13 protein-coding genes are annotated in these 15,066 nt (G+C 68.5%); 8 read left to right on the top strand and 5 right to left on the bottom strand.

Features of this window, described 5'->3' with window-relative positions; translation table 11 throughout:
* Positions 1 to 188 precede the first annotated feature (188 nt).
* The 5 genes from ACTFO6_RS08175 to ACTFO6_RS08155 form a co-directional block, all read right to left on the bottom strand.
* Complete coding sequence (locus tag ACTFO6_RS08175) at positions 189 to 974, bottom strand: enoyl-CoA hydratase-related protein (RefSeq protein WP_439933955.1); 786 nt, start codon at positions 972 to 974, stop codon at positions 189 to 191.
* A gap of 31 nt (positions 975 to 1,005) precedes the next feature.
* Positions 1,006 to 1,770, bottom strand: coding sequence for an SDR family NAD(P)-dependent oxidoreductase (locus tag ACTFO6_RS08170; RefSeq protein ID WP_439933954.1), 765 nt, complete (start codon positions 1,768 to 1,770; stop codon positions 1,006 to 1,008).
* A gap of 8 nt (positions 1,771 to 1,778) precedes the next feature.
* Entirely contained in the window at positions 1,779 to 5,033 is a 3,255-nt protein-coding gene (gene icmF / locus ACTFO6_RS08165; RefSeq protein ID WP_439933953.1) for a fused isobutyryl-CoA mutase/GTPase IcmF, read from the bottom strand.
* 70 nt (positions 5,034 to 5,103) lie between these two features.
* On the bottom strand, positions 5,104 to 6,921 hold the full coding sequence (locus ACTFO6_RS08160; RefSeq protein ID WP_439933952.1) for a PHA/PHB synthase family protein: 1,818 nt from the start codon (positions 6,919 to 6,921) through the stop codon (positions 5,104 to 5,106).
* A gap of 34 nt (positions 6,922 to 6,955) precedes the next feature.
* The gene (locus ACTFO6_RS08155; RefSeq protein WP_439933951.1) at positions 6,956 to 8,080 is read right to left on the bottom strand and encodes an MBL fold metallo-hydrolase; all 1,125 of its coding nucleotides are present in this window, start codon (positions 8,078 to 8,080) and stop codon (positions 6,956 to 6,958) included.
* A gap of 95 nt (positions 8,081 to 8,175) precedes the next feature.
* On the opposite strand from ACTFO6_RS08155, the gene ACTFO6_RS08150 reads away from it, so the two are divergent.
* From ACTFO6_RS08150 to ACTFO6_RS08115, 8 genes are all read left to right on the top strand, one after another.
* Complete coding sequence (locus ACTFO6_RS08150; RefSeq protein WP_439933950.1) at positions 8,176 to 8,589, top strand: MerR family transcriptional regulator; 414 nt, start codon at positions 8,176 to 8,178, stop codon at positions 8,587 to 8,589.
* Positions 8,590 to 8,616: 27 nt separating this feature from the next.
* Complete coding sequence (locus ACTFO6_RS08145) at positions 8,617 to 9,084, top strand: PaaI family thioesterase (RefSeq protein WP_439933949.1); 468 nt, start codon at positions 8,617 to 8,619, stop codon at positions 9,082 to 9,084.
* 76 nt (positions 9,085 to 9,160) lie between these two features.
* Positions 9,161 to 10,342: an acetyl-CoA C-acyltransferase gene (locus ACTFO6_RS08140; protein ID WP_439933965.1), complete on the top strand. Its 1,182-nt coding sequence runs from the start codon at positions 9,161 to 9,163 to the stop codon at positions 10,340 to 10,342.
* Positions 10,339 to 10,941 (top strand): 2-hydroxychromene-2-carboxylate isomerase, encoded by a 603-nt coding sequence (locus ACTFO6_RS08135; RefSeq protein ID WP_439933948.1) that lies wholly within the window; start codon positions 10,339 to 10,341, stop codon positions 10,939 to 10,941. Before ACTFO6_RS08140 ends, ACTFO6_RS08135 begins: the two co-directional genes overlap by 4 nt.
* A gap of 67 nt (positions 10,942 to 11,008) precedes the next feature.
* Positions 11,009 to 12,172 carry an isovaleryl-CoA dehydrogenase gene (locus ACTFO6_RS08130; RefSeq protein WP_439933947.1) on the top strand — a complete coding sequence of 388 codons (1,164 nt, stop codon included), beginning with the start codon at positions 11,009 to 11,011 and terminating at the stop codon, positions 12,170 to 12,172.
* A gap of 1 nt (position 12,173) precedes the next feature.
* Positions 12,174 to 13,781 carry a carboxyl transferase domain-containing protein gene (locus tag ACTFO6_RS08125; protein ID WP_439933946.1) on the top strand — a complete coding sequence of 536 codons (1,608 nt, stop codon included), beginning with the start codon at positions 12,174 to 12,176 and terminating at the stop codon, positions 13,779 to 13,781.
* A gap of 34 nt (positions 13,782 to 13,815) precedes the next feature.
* Positions 13,816 to 14,610: an enoyl-CoA hydratase/isomerase family protein gene (locus tag ACTFO6_RS08120; protein WP_439933945.1), complete on the top strand. Its 795-nt coding sequence runs from the start codon at positions 13,816 to 13,818 to the stop codon at positions 14,608 to 14,610.
* Positions 14,607 to 15,038 carry a hypothetical protein gene (locus ACTFO6_RS08115; RefSeq protein ID WP_439933944.1) on the top strand — a complete coding sequence of 144 codons (432 nt, stop codon included), beginning with the start codon at positions 14,607 to 14,609 and terminating at the stop codon, positions 15,036 to 15,038. The genes ACTFO6_RS08120 and ACTFO6_RS08115 overlap by 4 nt, the downstream gene beginning before the upstream one ends.
* Positions 15,039 to 15,066: the final 28 nt, after the last annotated feature.

Here is a 15,066-nt window from a genome sequence, read left to right as displayed (position 1 = left end):
CGAGGCAGAGGTCCGGCGGGTCCACCCGGAAGCGAAGGGGCTGCCCTGGACCGAGGAGACCCGGATGATCGGCGACGAGCCTTTCTGCGTCGAGATGCCGTTGCGGGCCGCAGCCTGAGGCCGGCCAATCCGGACGGGCGGGAAACCGCCCGTTTTTTTATGCTCGCGTCCTGCGCGGGTGCGATCGCTCAGCGCCCGCGGAACACGGCCGGCCGTTTCTCCAGGAACGCCCGCATGCCTTCCCGCTTGTCCTCGGTGGCGCACAGGAGCCCGAAGGCCTGGGTTTCCAGGGCGCAGGCGTTGTCCAGGTCCAGGTCCTTCCCCCGGTGCACCAGGTGCTTGGTGTAGCGCACCGCCAGGGGCGCCTTGGCGGCGATCTGGCGCGCGAGTTCCAGGCCAAAGGCCTGAAGCTTATCCTTGGGCACCACGTGGTTCACTAGGCCGATTTGCTTCGCCTCCTCCGCCTTCACCTGGCGGCCGGTGAGGAGCAGCTCCAGGGCCAAGCCGGTGCCCACCCGGCGGGGGAGCCGCTGGGTGCCGCCGAAGCCGGGATTGATGCCCAGGTTCACTTCGGGCTGGCCGAAGACGGCGTTTTCCGAGGCGACGATGAAATCGCAGGCCATAGCCAGCTCGCATCCGCCCCCCAGGGCGTAGCCGTTCACCAGGGCGATGGCGGGAATGGGCAGCCGCTCAATGGCGCGGAACGCCTGAAGAGCCGCCTCGCAAAAGCGCTGGCCCTCTTCGGGGTTCATGTCCACCATGCGGGAGATGTCGGCGCCAGCCACGAAGGCCTTGTCCCCCGCACCGGTCACGAGCAGAGCCCGCGCCGCCGGGTCCGCCGCCACTTCGCCCACCGCGGCGCCCAGCTCGGCGAGGGTCTCGGGGTTCAAGGCGTTGAGCGCCTTCGGGCGGTTGAGGGTCAGGCGGTAGATGCCGTGCTCGACTTGTTCCAGGATCAGGTTTTCGTAGGCCATGGAGGAAAAAGGATGAGGATGAAAGAAGAATTCACTTGGCCGCCAGGCGCACCGCCCCATCCAGGCGGATCACTTCGCCGTTGAGCATTTCGTTTTCCAACACGTGCTTCACCAAGGCCGCATACTCCTCCGGCCGCCCCAGCCGGGGCGGAAACGGCACCTGGGCCGCCAAGGACGCCCGCAGCTCCTCGGACATGGCCGCCACCATGGGGGTGTCGAAGATCCCCGGGGCGATGGTCATCACCCGGATGCCGAAGCGGGCGAGCTCCCGGGCGATGGGGAGCGCCATGCCCACCACGCCGGCCTTGGAGGCGGCGTAGGCCGCCTGGCCGATCTGGCCGTCGAAGGCGGCCACTGAAGCGGTGTTGACGATCACGCCCCGCTCCCCGCTCGGCAGGGGCTCCAGGGCGCTCATGGCGGCGGCCGCGAGCCGCAGCACGTTGAAGGTGCCCACCAGGTTCACCTGGAGGGTGCGGTTGAAAGATTCCAGCGAGTGGGGTCCTTGCCTGCCCACCACCCGCTCCCCCGGCGCGATGCCGGCGCAATTGACCGCGCCCCGCAAGGGCCCCAATTCGGCTGCCGCCGCCACCGCCGCTTGCACCGCCGCCTCCTCGGTCACGCTGCCGCCCACGAACCGGGCACGGCCACCCAGCTCCTGCGCGAGGGCGGCACCCGCGGGCTCGTTCAAGTCGAAGATCACCACCGAGCCGCCCTCGGCGGCCAGCATCCGGGCGGTGGCGGCGCCGAGCCCGGAGGCACCGCCGGCGACGAGGAACGCGCTGCCTGGGATGCGCACGGGCCCGCCTACATGTTGCGCCGGTACTGCCCGCCCACCTCGAACAGGGCGCGGGTGATCTGCCCCAGGGAGCACACCCGCACCGCGTCCATGAGCACGGCGAACACGTTCTCGCCCCCCATGGCCGCCTGCTTGAGCCGCTCCAGCATGGGCCCCGCCTCGTGGGCATGGCGCGCCTGGAAGTCCCGCAAGCGCTTGAGCTGGGATTGCTTCTCCTCCTCGGTGGAGCGGGCGAGCTGGATCGCCTCCGCCGCCGGCTTGGGGTTGGGGTTCAGGAACGTGTTTACCCCGATGATGGGGAGCGTCCCGTCGTGCTTCTCGGTCTCGTAGAGAAGCGACTCTTCCTGGATCTTGCTCCGCTGGTAGCCGGTCTCCATCGCCCCCAGCACGCCGCCGCGCTCTGACAGGCGCTCGAACTCCTTGAGCACCGCCTCCTCCACGAGATCGGTAAGTTGCTCGATGATGAAGGCGCCCTGGTTGGGGTTTTCGTTCTTGGCGAGCCCCCATTCCCGGTTGATGATGAGCTGGATCGCCATGGCTCGGCGCACCGACTCCTCGGTCGGCGTGGTGATCGCCTCGTCGTAGGCGTTGGTGTGCAGCGAGTTGCAGTTGTCGTAGATGGCGATCAGGGCCTGGAGGGTTGTGCGGATGTCGTTGAAATCGATCTCCAGGGCATGCAGCGACCTGCCCGAGGTCTGGATGTGGTACTTGAGCTTTTGCGAGCGTTCGTTGGCCCCGTACTTGAACCGCATGGCGGTGGCCCAGATGCGCCGGGCGACCCGCCCCAGCACCGCGTACTCGGGATCCATGCCGTTACTGAAGAAGAACGACAGGTTGGGGGCGAACTCGTCCACGTGCATGCCCCGGGCGAGATAGGCCTCCACGTAGGTGAAGCCGTTCGCCAGGGTGAAGGCGAGCTGGGTGATGGGATTCGCCCCCGCCTCGGCGATGTGGTAGCCGGAGATGGACACGGAGTAGAAGTTGCGCACGTTGTGGCGGACGAAGTATTCCTGCACGTCCGCCATCATCCGCAGTGCGAACTCGGTGGAGAAAATGCAGGTGTTCTGGCCCTGGTCCTCCTTGAGGATGTCCGCCTGCACCGTGCCGCGCACGGTGGAAAGCACCCACTCCCGGATCTTCTCCTGCTCGTCCTCAGTGGGCGGGCGGCCGTTCTCGCGCTCGAACTTCTCCAGCTGCTGGTCGATGGCGGTGTTGAAAAACATGGCCAGGATCGTCGGCGCGGGCCCGTTGATGGTCATGGAGACCGAGGTGAGCGGATCGCACAGGTCGAAGCCCGAGTAGAGCACCTTCATGTCGTCCAGGGTCGCCACCGACACCCCGGAGTTGCCGATCTTGCCGTAGATGTCCGGCCGCTCGTCCGGGTCGAAGCCATACAGGGTCACCGAGTCGAAGGCGGTGGACAGGCGCTTGGCTTGGGAGTCCTTGGAGAGATAGTGGAAGCGCCGATTGGTGCGGAAAGGATCGCCTTCGCCGGCGAACATGCGGGTGGGATCCTCGTACTCGCGCTTGAAAGCGAACACGCCGGCGGTGTAGGGGAAGCTGCCCGGCACGTTCTCCTTGAGCAGCCACTTGAGCACCTCCCCCTCGTCCCCGTAGGCGGGAAGGGCGATCTTGGGCAGCCGGGTGCCGGACAGGGTGGCGTGGTGCAGGGTGGTGCGCACCTCCTTGTCCCGGATCTTCACCACGTATTCGTCGCCGGCGTAGACCTCCCGGGTGCGGGGCCACAGCTCCAGGAGCTTCTTGCAGCGCGCATCTAGGGCTCGCTCCCGCGCCTCGATCAGGGGCTCCAGGTGGGAGGCGTCCTTGCCCGCCTCCTCCAGGAGGCGCTTGGCGCCTTTCAACTGCTGCCGCTCCCGGGCAATGGCCACCTGCCGCTCCGCCTCCCGGTGGTAGCCGCGCACGGTCTCGGCGATCTCGGCCAGATAGCGGATCCGGGCCGGGGGCACGATGGAGGCGGCGCCGGTGGAATGTCGTCCCTCCACCCGCGAGAGCCGGCCGGGGGGGAGCTTGTAGCCCCGTTCCGAGAGCAGCCCCACGAGCCCCTGGTATAGGGCCGTGACCCCGTCGTCGTTGAAGCGGGAGGCGATGGTGCCGTAGACCGGCATCTCGTCGGGGCTCTTGCCGAACGCGGCGCGGTTCCTCTGCACCTGCTTGGACACGTCCCGCAGAGCATCCAGCGCGCCGCGGCGGTCGAACTTGTTGATCGCCACGAGATCCGCGAAGTCCAGCATCTCGATCTTCTCGAGCTGGCTCGCCGCCCCGTATTCCGGCGTCATCACGTAGATCGACACGTCGGCCAGAGGCGCGATGGCGGCGTCCCCCTGGCCGATGCCGGAGGTCTCCACCAGCACCAGGTCGAAGCCCGCGAGCTTCACCAGGGCGATGATGTCGGGCAGCGTGGCGGGGATCTCGCTCCCCGCCACCCGGGTCGCCAGGGAGCGCATGTAGATGCGGGGGGAGTCGATGGCGTTCATGCGGATCCTGTCCCCCAGCAGCGCCCCGCCGGTCTTGCGGCGGGTGGGATCGGCGGCGACGACGGCGATCTGCAGCCGGTCCTCCTGGTCCAGGCGGAAGCGACGGATAAGCTCGTCGGTGAGGGACGACTTGCCGGAGCCCCCCGTGCCCGTGATGCCCACCACCGGCACCTTGGCCGCCGCGCCCCGCTTGAGCTCGTCCCGCAGCGCGGGCTCCAGGGCCTCGTTCTCCAGGGCGGTGATGAGCCGCGCCAGGGCCCGCCGGTCGCCGGCGCGCACCGGCTTCAGATCCTTGGGACAGTCCCGGGTGAGGTCCGCGTCCGCCCGCTCCAGCATGTCCCGGATCATGCCGGCCAGCCCCAGCTTCTGCCCGTCCTCGGGGGAATAGATGCGGGTGACCCCGTAGGCCTCCAGTTCCCGGATCTCTCTGGGGATGATGACCCCGCCCCCGCCGCCGAAGATCTTGATCCCCGCCCCGCCCCGCTCCTTGAGGAGATCCACCATGTACTTGAAGAACTCCATGTGGCCGCCCTGGTAGGAGCTGACGGCGACAGCGTGGACGTCTTCCTGCAGGGCCGCGGTGACGATCTCCTCCACCGAGCGGTTGTGGCCCAGGTGGATCACCTCCGCGCCGTGGGCTTGGAGCAGCCGGCGCACGATGTTGATGGAGGCGTCGTGGCCGTCGAAGAGACTTGCCGCCGTGACGAAGCGAACCCGGTTGACGAGCTTGTAGGGCTGGGGCGCCACTTGAACGCTCAAATCGGTCATCGGTTCCCCTCCTCGCGTCACTTCCGGGTTTTGGGCGCCCGCCGGGCGGGCGCCGGCGTCGCTTTTCCGGTTACTCGTTTCCCCCGTCGGTTCTCACCCGAACGTAGGAGCCGGGAGCATCTTCGAGGGGCTTGAGCTTGCCCGCCCCCGGAATCCGGGCGGGAACCCGCCCGTCCCCGAAGGGTTCCACCCAGGCCGCCCAGTGGGTCCACCAGGAACCCGGCTGGTGTTGGGCCTCCTGGAACCAGGTCTCCGGATCCGGCACCAGCCGGTCGTTCACCCAATAGCCGTACTTGCCCGCCGCGGGGGGATTGATCACCCCGGCGATGTGGCCCGAGCCCCCCAGCACGAAGGTGACCGGACCGGAGAGCAGCCGCGCCCCGGCGTAGGTGGATTTCCACGGAGCGATGTGATCCTCCACCGTGGACACGAAGAACGCCGGGGTCTTGATCTTGGACACGTCGATGGGCACGCCCGCCAGTTGGATGCCACCCGGCTCCTTGAGCAGGTTGCGATGGTACATGTTGCGCAGGTAGAAACTGTGCATGGCCGCGGGCATGCGGGTGGAATCGGAGTTCCAATAGAGGAGATCGAAGGGGAACGGGTCCTTGCCCAGGAGGTAGTTGTTCACCACGAAGGACCAGATCAGGTCGTTGGCCCGCAGCATGTTGAAGGTGGTGGCCATCTCGTGGCCTTCCAGGTAGCCGCGCTCCTGCATGCGCCGCTCCAGAGCGGCGATCTGCTCGTCGTCGATGAACACCTCCAGCTCGCCCGGCTCGGAGAAGTCGATCATGGTGGTGAAGAAGGTGGCGCTGGCGATGCGGGAGGACTGGCGCCTGGCCGCGAGATACGCCAGGGTGCAGGCGAGGAGCGTCCCGCCCAGGCAGTAGCCGATAGCGTTCACCTCCTTCTCACCGGTCGCCTGCTCGATGGCCTCCAGCGCCGCCAGGGGGCCCTCCAGCAGGTAGTCGTCGAAGGTCTTCTTGGCGTGCTCCGCGTCCGGGTTCACCCAGGAGATGACGAACACCGTGTGGCCCTGCTCCACCGCCCACTTGATGAAGGAGTTCTTCTCCCGCAGGTCCAGGATGTAGTACTTGTTGATCCAGGGCGGGATGATGAGCAGCGGACGCTTGAACACCGTCTCCGTTGCCGGCTGGTACTGCAGGAGCTGCATTAGCCCGTTCTGGTAGATCACCTTGCCCGGCGTGGTGGCGATGTTCACCCCCAGCTTGAAGGCCTCCGGGTCGGTCATCTTGATGCGCAACTGCCCGTTGCCCCGCTCCAGGTCCTCCAGCAGGTTGGACAGCCCCTTGAGCAGGTTCTGGCCGCCGCTTTTCACCGTCTCGTCGAACACTACCGGATTGGTGAGCACGAAGTTGCTGGGGGACAGGGCGTCGATGTACTGGCGGGTGTAGAAGTTGATCTTCTTCGCCGTCTGCTCGTCCAGCCCCTCCACGCTCCCCACCACGTTGTGCAGGTGGCGGGCAGCGATGAGGTAGGACTGCTTGATGTAGTCGAACAGGAAGTGGTCCTCCCACGCCTCGTGCTGGAAGCGCTTGTCCCCCTTGGCGGGCGCCGCCACCGGCGGCACCTCGTGGCCCAGCATCTTGAGGAAGCTGTTCTGCCACAGGGCCATGTAGTCCTGCCACAGGTTCACCTGGGCCTGGGCGAGCTTGATGGGGTCCAGCATCAGCTTCGCCGCCATGTCCATGAACGCCTTGGCGATGCCCAGCTCGTCGGCGAGCCCGAGCTGCCCCTGGGTCGCCTGCCGGGAGACGAACTCGGACAGTACCTTGCTCGAGCGCTGGGCGATGTCGCTCAAATTGCGGGCGAGTTCCACGGGGTCGGGGATTTCGGGCTTGGGCGGCTCGGGGGCTGCGCTGCTCACGGCCGTTCTCCTTAACGATCGAATCAAAACAAGTCTAGTCCAACCCAGCGGGCGCTTCCACGAAACGGGGGCTCGCCAGGGCACGGAAGCGGTACACGCCCTCCGCCTCCAGGCGCTCGAGCCGTCCCCGGCGCCAGAGATAGTTCATGTGGGCGAGGGTCTCTCCCAGGGCGAAGAACAACTGGTGGGGGTCCAGGGCGCGCTTGAACAGCACCGGCATCACTTCCGCCGCCGTGCGGGGCTGCGCGCAGGCGGCCCGCAAGGTTCCCAGCCGCTCGACATGATGCCGGCGCAGCGCGTCGATGCGGGCCCTGAGCCCGGTGAAGACCAGGCCATGGGAAGGCAGCACCCGGGTCTGCTCCGGCAACGTCCGGTAACGGGTTAGGGAGTCCAGGTACAAGCCCAGGGGGTCGCCCTCCGGCTCGTTGCCCCAGACGCTCACGTTGGTGGAAATGCGGGGCAGCACCATGTCGCCGGAGATCAAAAGCCCCAGGGCCTCGCAATGGAGGGCGGCGTGCTCGGGGGCGTGGCCGTAGCCCACCCGCACGGTCCACGCCCGCCCGTCGATGGGAATCGCCTCCCCGTCCAGGATGCGCCGGTAGCGGGTGGGGAGCTCCGGCACCCCTTGCCGGTACGTCTCCCCTTTGAGTCTCAAGTGCCCGAGCCGCGCCTCGTCCAGGCCGTGGCGCCGGTAAAGGGCCATGAGGGGTTCCTTGCCGAAGCCGGCCCGGCCGTCCCACACGGCGTGGGCGGTCAGGTACTCTGCCTGGGTCATCCACAACTCGGCGCCGAAGCGCCGAATGAGCCAATGGGCCAGCCCCACGTGGTCCGGGTGGTAGTGGGTGACGATCACCCGACGGACCGGCCGCCCGGCCAGGGGGCCCGCCAGCAGGGTCTCCCACGCCGCCCGGGAGGCCTCCCCCGCGTAGCCGCAGTCCACCACCGTCCAGGCGTCCCCGTCCCGCAGCACCCACAGGTTGATGTGGTCCAGGGCGAAGGGCAGGGGCATGCGCACCCACCCCACCCCGTCGGCCACTTCCAGGAGCTCCCCGGGTCCGGGGGCTTGCTGGCCGAACGGGTAGTGGAGGGAGGGCGCTGCCGGCTCCGGCGAAGATTCAGAGGGGGCGGAAGCAGGAACGGGTTCGACGCTGGCGGGCATGGCGGTCCCTGATGGGTGTGGGGGGTCTGGCTTTACGTTTACGTAAGATGGAACTATAGTGGCTTTTATTCTACGGGGTCATGCTGCAACACACAATGAAAGAGGCCACGTACACCATCACCGAGCTGGCACGGGAGTTCGGCGTGACCACCCGTACCATCCGCTTCTACGAGGACCGGGGGCTGCTGAGCCCCGCCCGGGAAGGGCGTCACCGGATCTATTCCCACCGGGACCGGGTGCGCCTCAAGCTCACCCTGCGGGGCAAGCGCCTAGGCTTCTCCTTAAGCGAGATCAAGGAGCTCTTCGACCTGTACGACGCCCGGGACGAAACCGCCCAGCTCCAGCAGTTCCTGGTCATTCTCGACAAGCGGAAGACGGCGCTGGAACAGCAGCGCCGGGACATCGACGCCATGCTGGCGGAGATCGAGACGTTCGAAAAGCAATGCCGCCGGATCATGGAAGAAAGGCTCGGGCAACGCGCCAGCGTGGCCGTCCCGTCCGGCCCCTGAACCATCGCAGCGTCGCGGAGGCATGGCGTGAAACGGGAAGCGGCAGGATTCACGGCCCCTGACCCGAGGTACGCCGAACGGGTGCGGGCGAGCTTCGCGCGCCAGGGTATCATGGGCCATCTCGGCGCCGCGCTCACCGAGGTGAGGCCCGGCTACTGCGAGATCCGGCTCCCGTTTCGCCCGGAGCTCGCCCAACAGCACGGCTACTTCCACGGGGGCGTCATCGGCACCCTCGGCGATTCGGCCGGGGGCTACGCGGCCTTCACCCTGATGCCGGCCGACGCCGGCGTGCTCACCGTGGAATACAAGATGAACCTGCTCGCTCCGGGCGACGGCGAGCTGCTCATCGCCCGGGGCCGGGTGATCAAGGCCGGCCACTCCCTGGTGGTATCCCAGGCCGACGTGGCGGTGGTCAAGGACGGGACGGAACGGCTCTGCGCCATCCTGCTGCAGACCCTCATGACGATCCAAGGCAAGCCGGAGGTGCAGGGTTGAGCGGGCGGCCGACGGAGCCTGCGCCGCCCGCCGGGTCGTCGATTTACCGGAGGCTCGACAGAAAGGTGCCGCCATGATGGAAGATCCCGTTGTCATCGTCTCCGCCGCCCGTACTCCCATGGGCGGGCTCCTCGGGGACTTGAGCCCGCTCACCGCCCACGAGCTGGGCGCCGCCGCCATCCGGGCGGCGGTGGAGCGCTCGGGCGTCGTCCCCGGGGACGTGGAGGAGGTCATCCTGGGTAACGTGCTCTCCGCCGGCCAGGGCCAGGCGCCGGCGCGCCAGGCGGCCCTCGGCGCGGGGCTAGCGCTTTCCGCCGGCTGCACCACCATCAACAAGATGTGCGGCTCCGGCATGAAGGCGGTGATGCTGGCCCATGACCTGCTGCGGGCGGGAACCAACCGGGTGATGGTGGCGGGCGGCATGGAGAGCATGAGCAATGCCCCTTACCTGCTGATGCGGGCCCGGGGCGGCTACCGGCTCGGCCACGGGGAACTCAAGGACCACATGTTCCTCGACGGGCTGGAAGACGCCTATGACAAGGGGCGCCTCATGGGCGACTTCGCCGAGGAGTGCGCCGCCCGCTACCGCTTCTCCCGGGAAGCCCAGGACCGCTTCGCCATCGCCTCCCTGACCCGCGCCCAGACGGCCACCCGGGACGGGACCTTCGCCCGGGAGATCGTGCCGGTGGCGGTGAAAGCCCGGGACGGAGAGCGGGTCGTGGCCCAGGACGAGCAGCCCCTCAAGGCCAGCCCGGACAAGATCCCGACCTTGAAGCCCGCGTTCAAGAAGGACGGCACGGTGACCCCCGCCAACGCCAGCTCCATCTCGGACGGCGCGGCGGCGCTGGTGCTGATGCGGCGCTCCGAGGCGGAAAAGCGCGGCCTCCAACCCATGGCCGTCATCCGGGGGCACGCCACCCACGCCCAGGAACCGGCCTGGTTCACCACCGCCCCGGTGGGAGCGATCCGCAGACTCTACGAAAAAGTGGGCTGGACCGACCGGGACGTGGACCTGTACGAGATCAACGAGGCCTTCGCCGTGGTCACCATGGCGGCCATGGAGGAGCTGAAGCTCCCCCACGAGAAGGTGAACGTGCACGGGGGCGCCTGCGCCCTGGGTCACCCCATCGGCGCCTCCGGCGCCCGCATCCTGGTGACCCTGCTCTACGCCCTGGAGAAGTACGGCTTGAAGCGCGGCCTCGCCGCCCTGTGCATCGGCGGCGGCGAGGCCACCGCCATGGCAGTGGAGAGGCCATGAGCGCACCGATCGATTTCTACTTCGACTACTCTTCCCCTTACGGCTATCTCGCCAGCACCCGCATCGAGGCCCTCGCCGCCCGGCACGGCCGGGAAGTGGTCTGGCGCCCGATCCTGCTCGGCGCCGTCTTCAAGGTCACGGGCGGGCAGCCCCTTCCCACGGTCCCCCTCAAAGGCGACTACGCCCGGCGGGACATGCTCCGCTGCGCCCGCTACTATGGCATCCCCTTGAGGATCCCCTCCAAGTTCCCGGTGGCGACCCAGGCCCCCGCCCGGGCTACCTACTGGCTTTGGGACCGGGACCCCGCCAAGGCCAAGGCGCTCGCCTCGGCCCTCTTCCATGCGTACTTCGTCGATGACCGGGACATCTCCAGCCCCGAAGTGACCGCCGACGTGGCCGCCTCGATGGGACTTCCCGGCGAGGCGCTGCGCGCGGCGCTGCAGGAGCCCGCCGTGAAGGAGCGCCTGCGCGCCGAGACGGACGCCGCCCTCGCCCGGGGCGTGTTCGGCTCGCCCTTCTTCATCGTGGACGGGGAGCCCTTCTGGGGCGTGGACCGGATGGATCAGCTCGAGCGCTGGCTCGAGACCGGCGGGTGGTGAGCAATTTCCGACCCTGCACCCATCGGCCCCTGTGCAGATTGCCTGATTTCCCGAAGCCACGCCGATCATGAACCCTGTAAGCCTTAACTTCGACCTAGGCGAAACCATCGACCTGTTGCGCGAAACCGTGCGCGGCTTCGCCGCGAAAGAGATCGCGCCCCGGGCGGCGGAGATCGACCGCTCCAACGAGTTCCCCCGGGATCTGTGGCCCAAGCTCGGCGACCTGGGGCTGCTCGGCATCACGGTCGAGGAGGAGTACGGGGGCGCCGGGCTCGGCTATCTGGCCCACGTGGTGGCCATGGAGGAGGTGAGCCGGGCGAGCGCCTCGGTGGGCCTGTCCTACGGGGCCCATTCCAACCTGTGCGTCAACCAGATCCGCCGCCACGGCACCGAGGCGCAAAAGCGGCGCTACCTGCCGAAGCTCGTCTCCGGAGAGCACGTGGGGGCGCTCGCCATGTCGGAAGCCGGCGCCGGCTCCGACGTGGTGTCCATGCGGCTCCGGGCGGACAAGCGCGGCGACCGCTATATTCTCAACGGCACCAAGATGTGGATCACCAACGGGCCGGACGCGGACGTGCTGGTGGTGTACGCCAAGACCGATCCAGCGGCGGGGGCCAAGGGCATCACCGCCTTCCTCGTGGAGCGGGGCTTCAAGGGCTTTTCCACCGCCCAGAAGCTGGACAAGCTGGGCATGCGCGGCTCCAACACCTGCGAGCTGGTGTTCCAGGACTGCGAGGTGCCCGAGGACAACGTCCTGGGGGCGGTGAACGAGGGCGTCGCGGTGCTCATGAGCGGTCTCGACTACGAGCGGCTGGTGCTCGCCGGCGGCCCGCTGGGGATCATGGCCGCGTGCTTGGACGTGGTGCTGCCCTACGTGCACGAGCGCAGGCAGTTCGGCCAGCCCATCGGCGAATTCCAGTTGATCCAGGGAAAGCTCGCCGACATGTACACCACCTTCAACGCCTGCCGCGCCTACGTCTACGCCGTGGCCAAGGCCTGCGACCGGGGGGAAGTGACCCGCAAGGACGCGGCCGGAGCGATCCTCTATGCCGCCGAGCGGGCCACCTGGATGGCGGGGGAGGCGATCCAGTGCCTCGGCGGCAACGGCTACATCAACGAGTACCCCGCCGGGCGGCTCTGGCGCGACGCCAAGCTCTATGAGATCGGGGCGGGCACCTCCGAGATCCGCCGCTGGCTCATCGGGCGGGAGCTCTTTGCGGAAACCGGGTGACATGACGGCGATCCAGTCCAAGGTGGACCCCAAGAGCGAGGAATTCCGCACCAACGCCGCGGCGATGGGCGCCCTGGTGGAGGACCTGCGCCGCAAGGTGCAGGAGGCAGCCCAGGGCGGGCCGGAGGAGGCCCGGCGCCGGCACCTCGCCCGAGGCAAGCTCCTCGTGCGGGAGCGCATCGACGCCCTGATCGATCCTGGCACGCCGCTCCTGGAGCTGTCCCAGCTCGCCGCCTACGGCATGTACGGCAACGAGGTGCCCGCGGCCGGCATCGTCACGGCTATCGGGCGCGTCTCGGGGCAGGAATGCGTGATCGTCGCCAACGACGCCACGGTGAAGGGCGGTACCTATTACCCCATCACGGTCAAGAAGCACCTGCGGGCCCAGGAGATCGCCCGGGAAAACCGCCTGCCCTGCATCTACCTGGTGGATTCCGGGGGCGCCTATCTCCCGGCCCAGGACGAGGTGTTCCCCGACCGGGACCACTTCGGGCGTATCTTCTTCAACCAGGCGAACCTCTCGGCCCTGGGCATCCCCCAGATCGCCGTGGTGATGGGCTCCTGCACCGCGGGGGGCGCCTACGTGCCGGCCATGTCCGACGAGACCATCATCGTGAAGGACCAGGGCACGATTTTCCTCGGCGGCCCGCCCCTGGTGAAGGCCGCCACGGGGGAGGTGGTGAGTGCCGAGGAGCTGGGGGGCGGGGATGTGCACACCCGCGTCTCCGGGGTGGCGGATCATTTGGCAGAAAACGACGCCCACGCCCTTGCCATCGCCCGCCGCATCGTGGCCGACCTCAACCGTAAAAAAGCCCTTCCCTTCGAGCCCGCGGAGCCGGAGGAACCCCTCTATCCCCCGGAGGAGCTCTACGGCGTGGTGCCGACCGATCTCCGGAAGACCTACGACGTGCGCGAAGTGATCGCGCGCCTCGTCGACGGCAGCCGCTTCGACGAATTCAAGAGCCGCTACGGCACCACCCTGGTGACGGGCTTCGCCCGCATCCACGGCTACCCGGTGGGAATCTTGGCCAATAACGGCGTCCTGTTCTCCGAATCCGCGCTGAAGGGCACCCACTTCATCCAGCTCGCCTGCCAGCGGGGCGTGCCGCTGCTCTTCTTGCAGAACATCACCGGCTTCATGGTGGGCAAGAAATACGAAACCGGCGGCATCGCCAAGGACGGGGCCAAGATGGTGACCGCGGTGGCCTGCGCCCGGGTGCCCAAGTTCACCGTGATCATCGGCGGCAGCTTCGGCGCTGGCAACTATGGGATGTGCGGCCGGGCCTACGGCCCCCGCTTCCTGTGGATGTGGCCCAACGCCCGCATCTCGGTGATGGGGGGCGAGCAAGCGGCCTCGGTGCTGGCCCAGATCAAGCGCGACGGCCTGGAAAAAGAAGGCAAGAGCTGGAGCCCCGAAGAGGAGGAGACCTTTAAGGCCCCGATCCGGAACCAGTACGAGACCCAGGGTCATCCCTATTACGCCACTGCCCGCCTGTGGGACGACGGGGTGATCGACCCGGCCCAGACCCGCCGGGTGCTGGGGCTGGCCCTGTCGGCCGCCTTCAACGCCCCCATTGAAAATACCGCCTTCGGGGTCTTCCGCATGTGACGCGTGGCCCCGCTTCTTCGACCTTGCGACGCCCATGAGCTCCCCATCGATCCTGCTCGACATTGACAAGCGCGGCGTGGCCACGCTGCGGCTCAACCGTCCCGAGGTGCACAACGCCTTCGACGACGCCCTGATCGCCCAATTGGGCGACGCCTTGCATCACCTGGAGCAGGACCCGGCAGTGCGGGTGGTGGTGCTGGCCGCCGAGGGCCCGAGCTTCTGCGCCGGGGCGGATCTCCAGTGGATGCGGCGGGTGGCCGGCTACACCGAGGCCCAGAACGTGGAGGACGCCCTGAAGCTCGCCCGGGTGCTCAGGCGGCTCGACGCCCTGCCCCGCCCCACCGTGGCCCGAGTCCAGGGCTCCGCCTTCGGCGGCGGGGTGGGGCTTATCGCCTGCTGCGACCTGGCGGTGGCGGCACGCGGCGCCCAGTTCGCCCTGTCCGAGGTGCGGCTGGGCCTGATCCCCGCCACCGTCGCGCCCTACGTGGTGGCCGCCCTGGGCCCCCGCCAAGCGCGCCGCTACTTCACCACCGGGGAGCGCTTCGACGCCGAGACTGCACGGCGCCTGGGGCTGGTGCACGAAGTGGCCGACACGCCCGCCCTGGATCAGGCGGTGGAGGGGCTGGTGGCGGCGCTGCTCCAGGGCGCGCCCGGCGCCCAGGGGGCGGCCAAGCGCCTGGTGGCCGACGTGGCCGGGCGGGGGCTGGACGAGGCGCTCCTCCTGGAAACCGCTCGCCGCATCGCCGCGGCCCGGGCCAGCGCCGAAGGGCGGGAGGGCATGGCCGCCTTCCTGGAGAAGCGGGCTCCGCGCTGGACCACAAGGGCATGAGCGATCCGGCCCCCGATATCCTGCGGGCAGACCGCCGGCTGCGACGGCGCATCGCCTTCGCCGCCCTCGCCCTAGTGGCGCTGGCGGTCCTGGCGCTGGAGCTGGTAGCGCCCTGGCTGGTCGCGAAGTTCCAGCATGATCCGCGCGAGGCGGTGCGAGCCTTGAAGCTTTTGATGCTGGCCGCTTTCGCTCCCCTCATCCCCATCGGCGTTTATCTTTTTTCCTTTGGCCGGTGCGCCGTGCAGGCCGGCCGCTTTCCCCCGCCCGGCGCCCGGGTGATCGTGGACACCCGGATCGCCCAAGGCCGTGCCGCCCGGCTGCGGGGCGGCGTGCTGATGCTGCTCGGCCTCGTTCTCACCGGCATCGCCCTCTTCGCCGCCCTGGTGGTGCCGGCCCTGGTGGAGCGCTCGTTGTTCGCTGCGGCCTGATCTGGATCGAGGGGAAACCGACGGCCGC

The sequence above is a fragment of the Pelomicrobium sp. G1 genome, from assembly GCF_051905455.1.
GTDB lineage: Bacteria > Pseudomonadota > Gammaproteobacteria > Burkholderiales > UBA6910 > Pelomicrobium.
The sequence above is the reverse complement of the archived record's forward strand: the minus strand, read 5'-3'. Positions and strand labels throughout refer to the sequence as shown.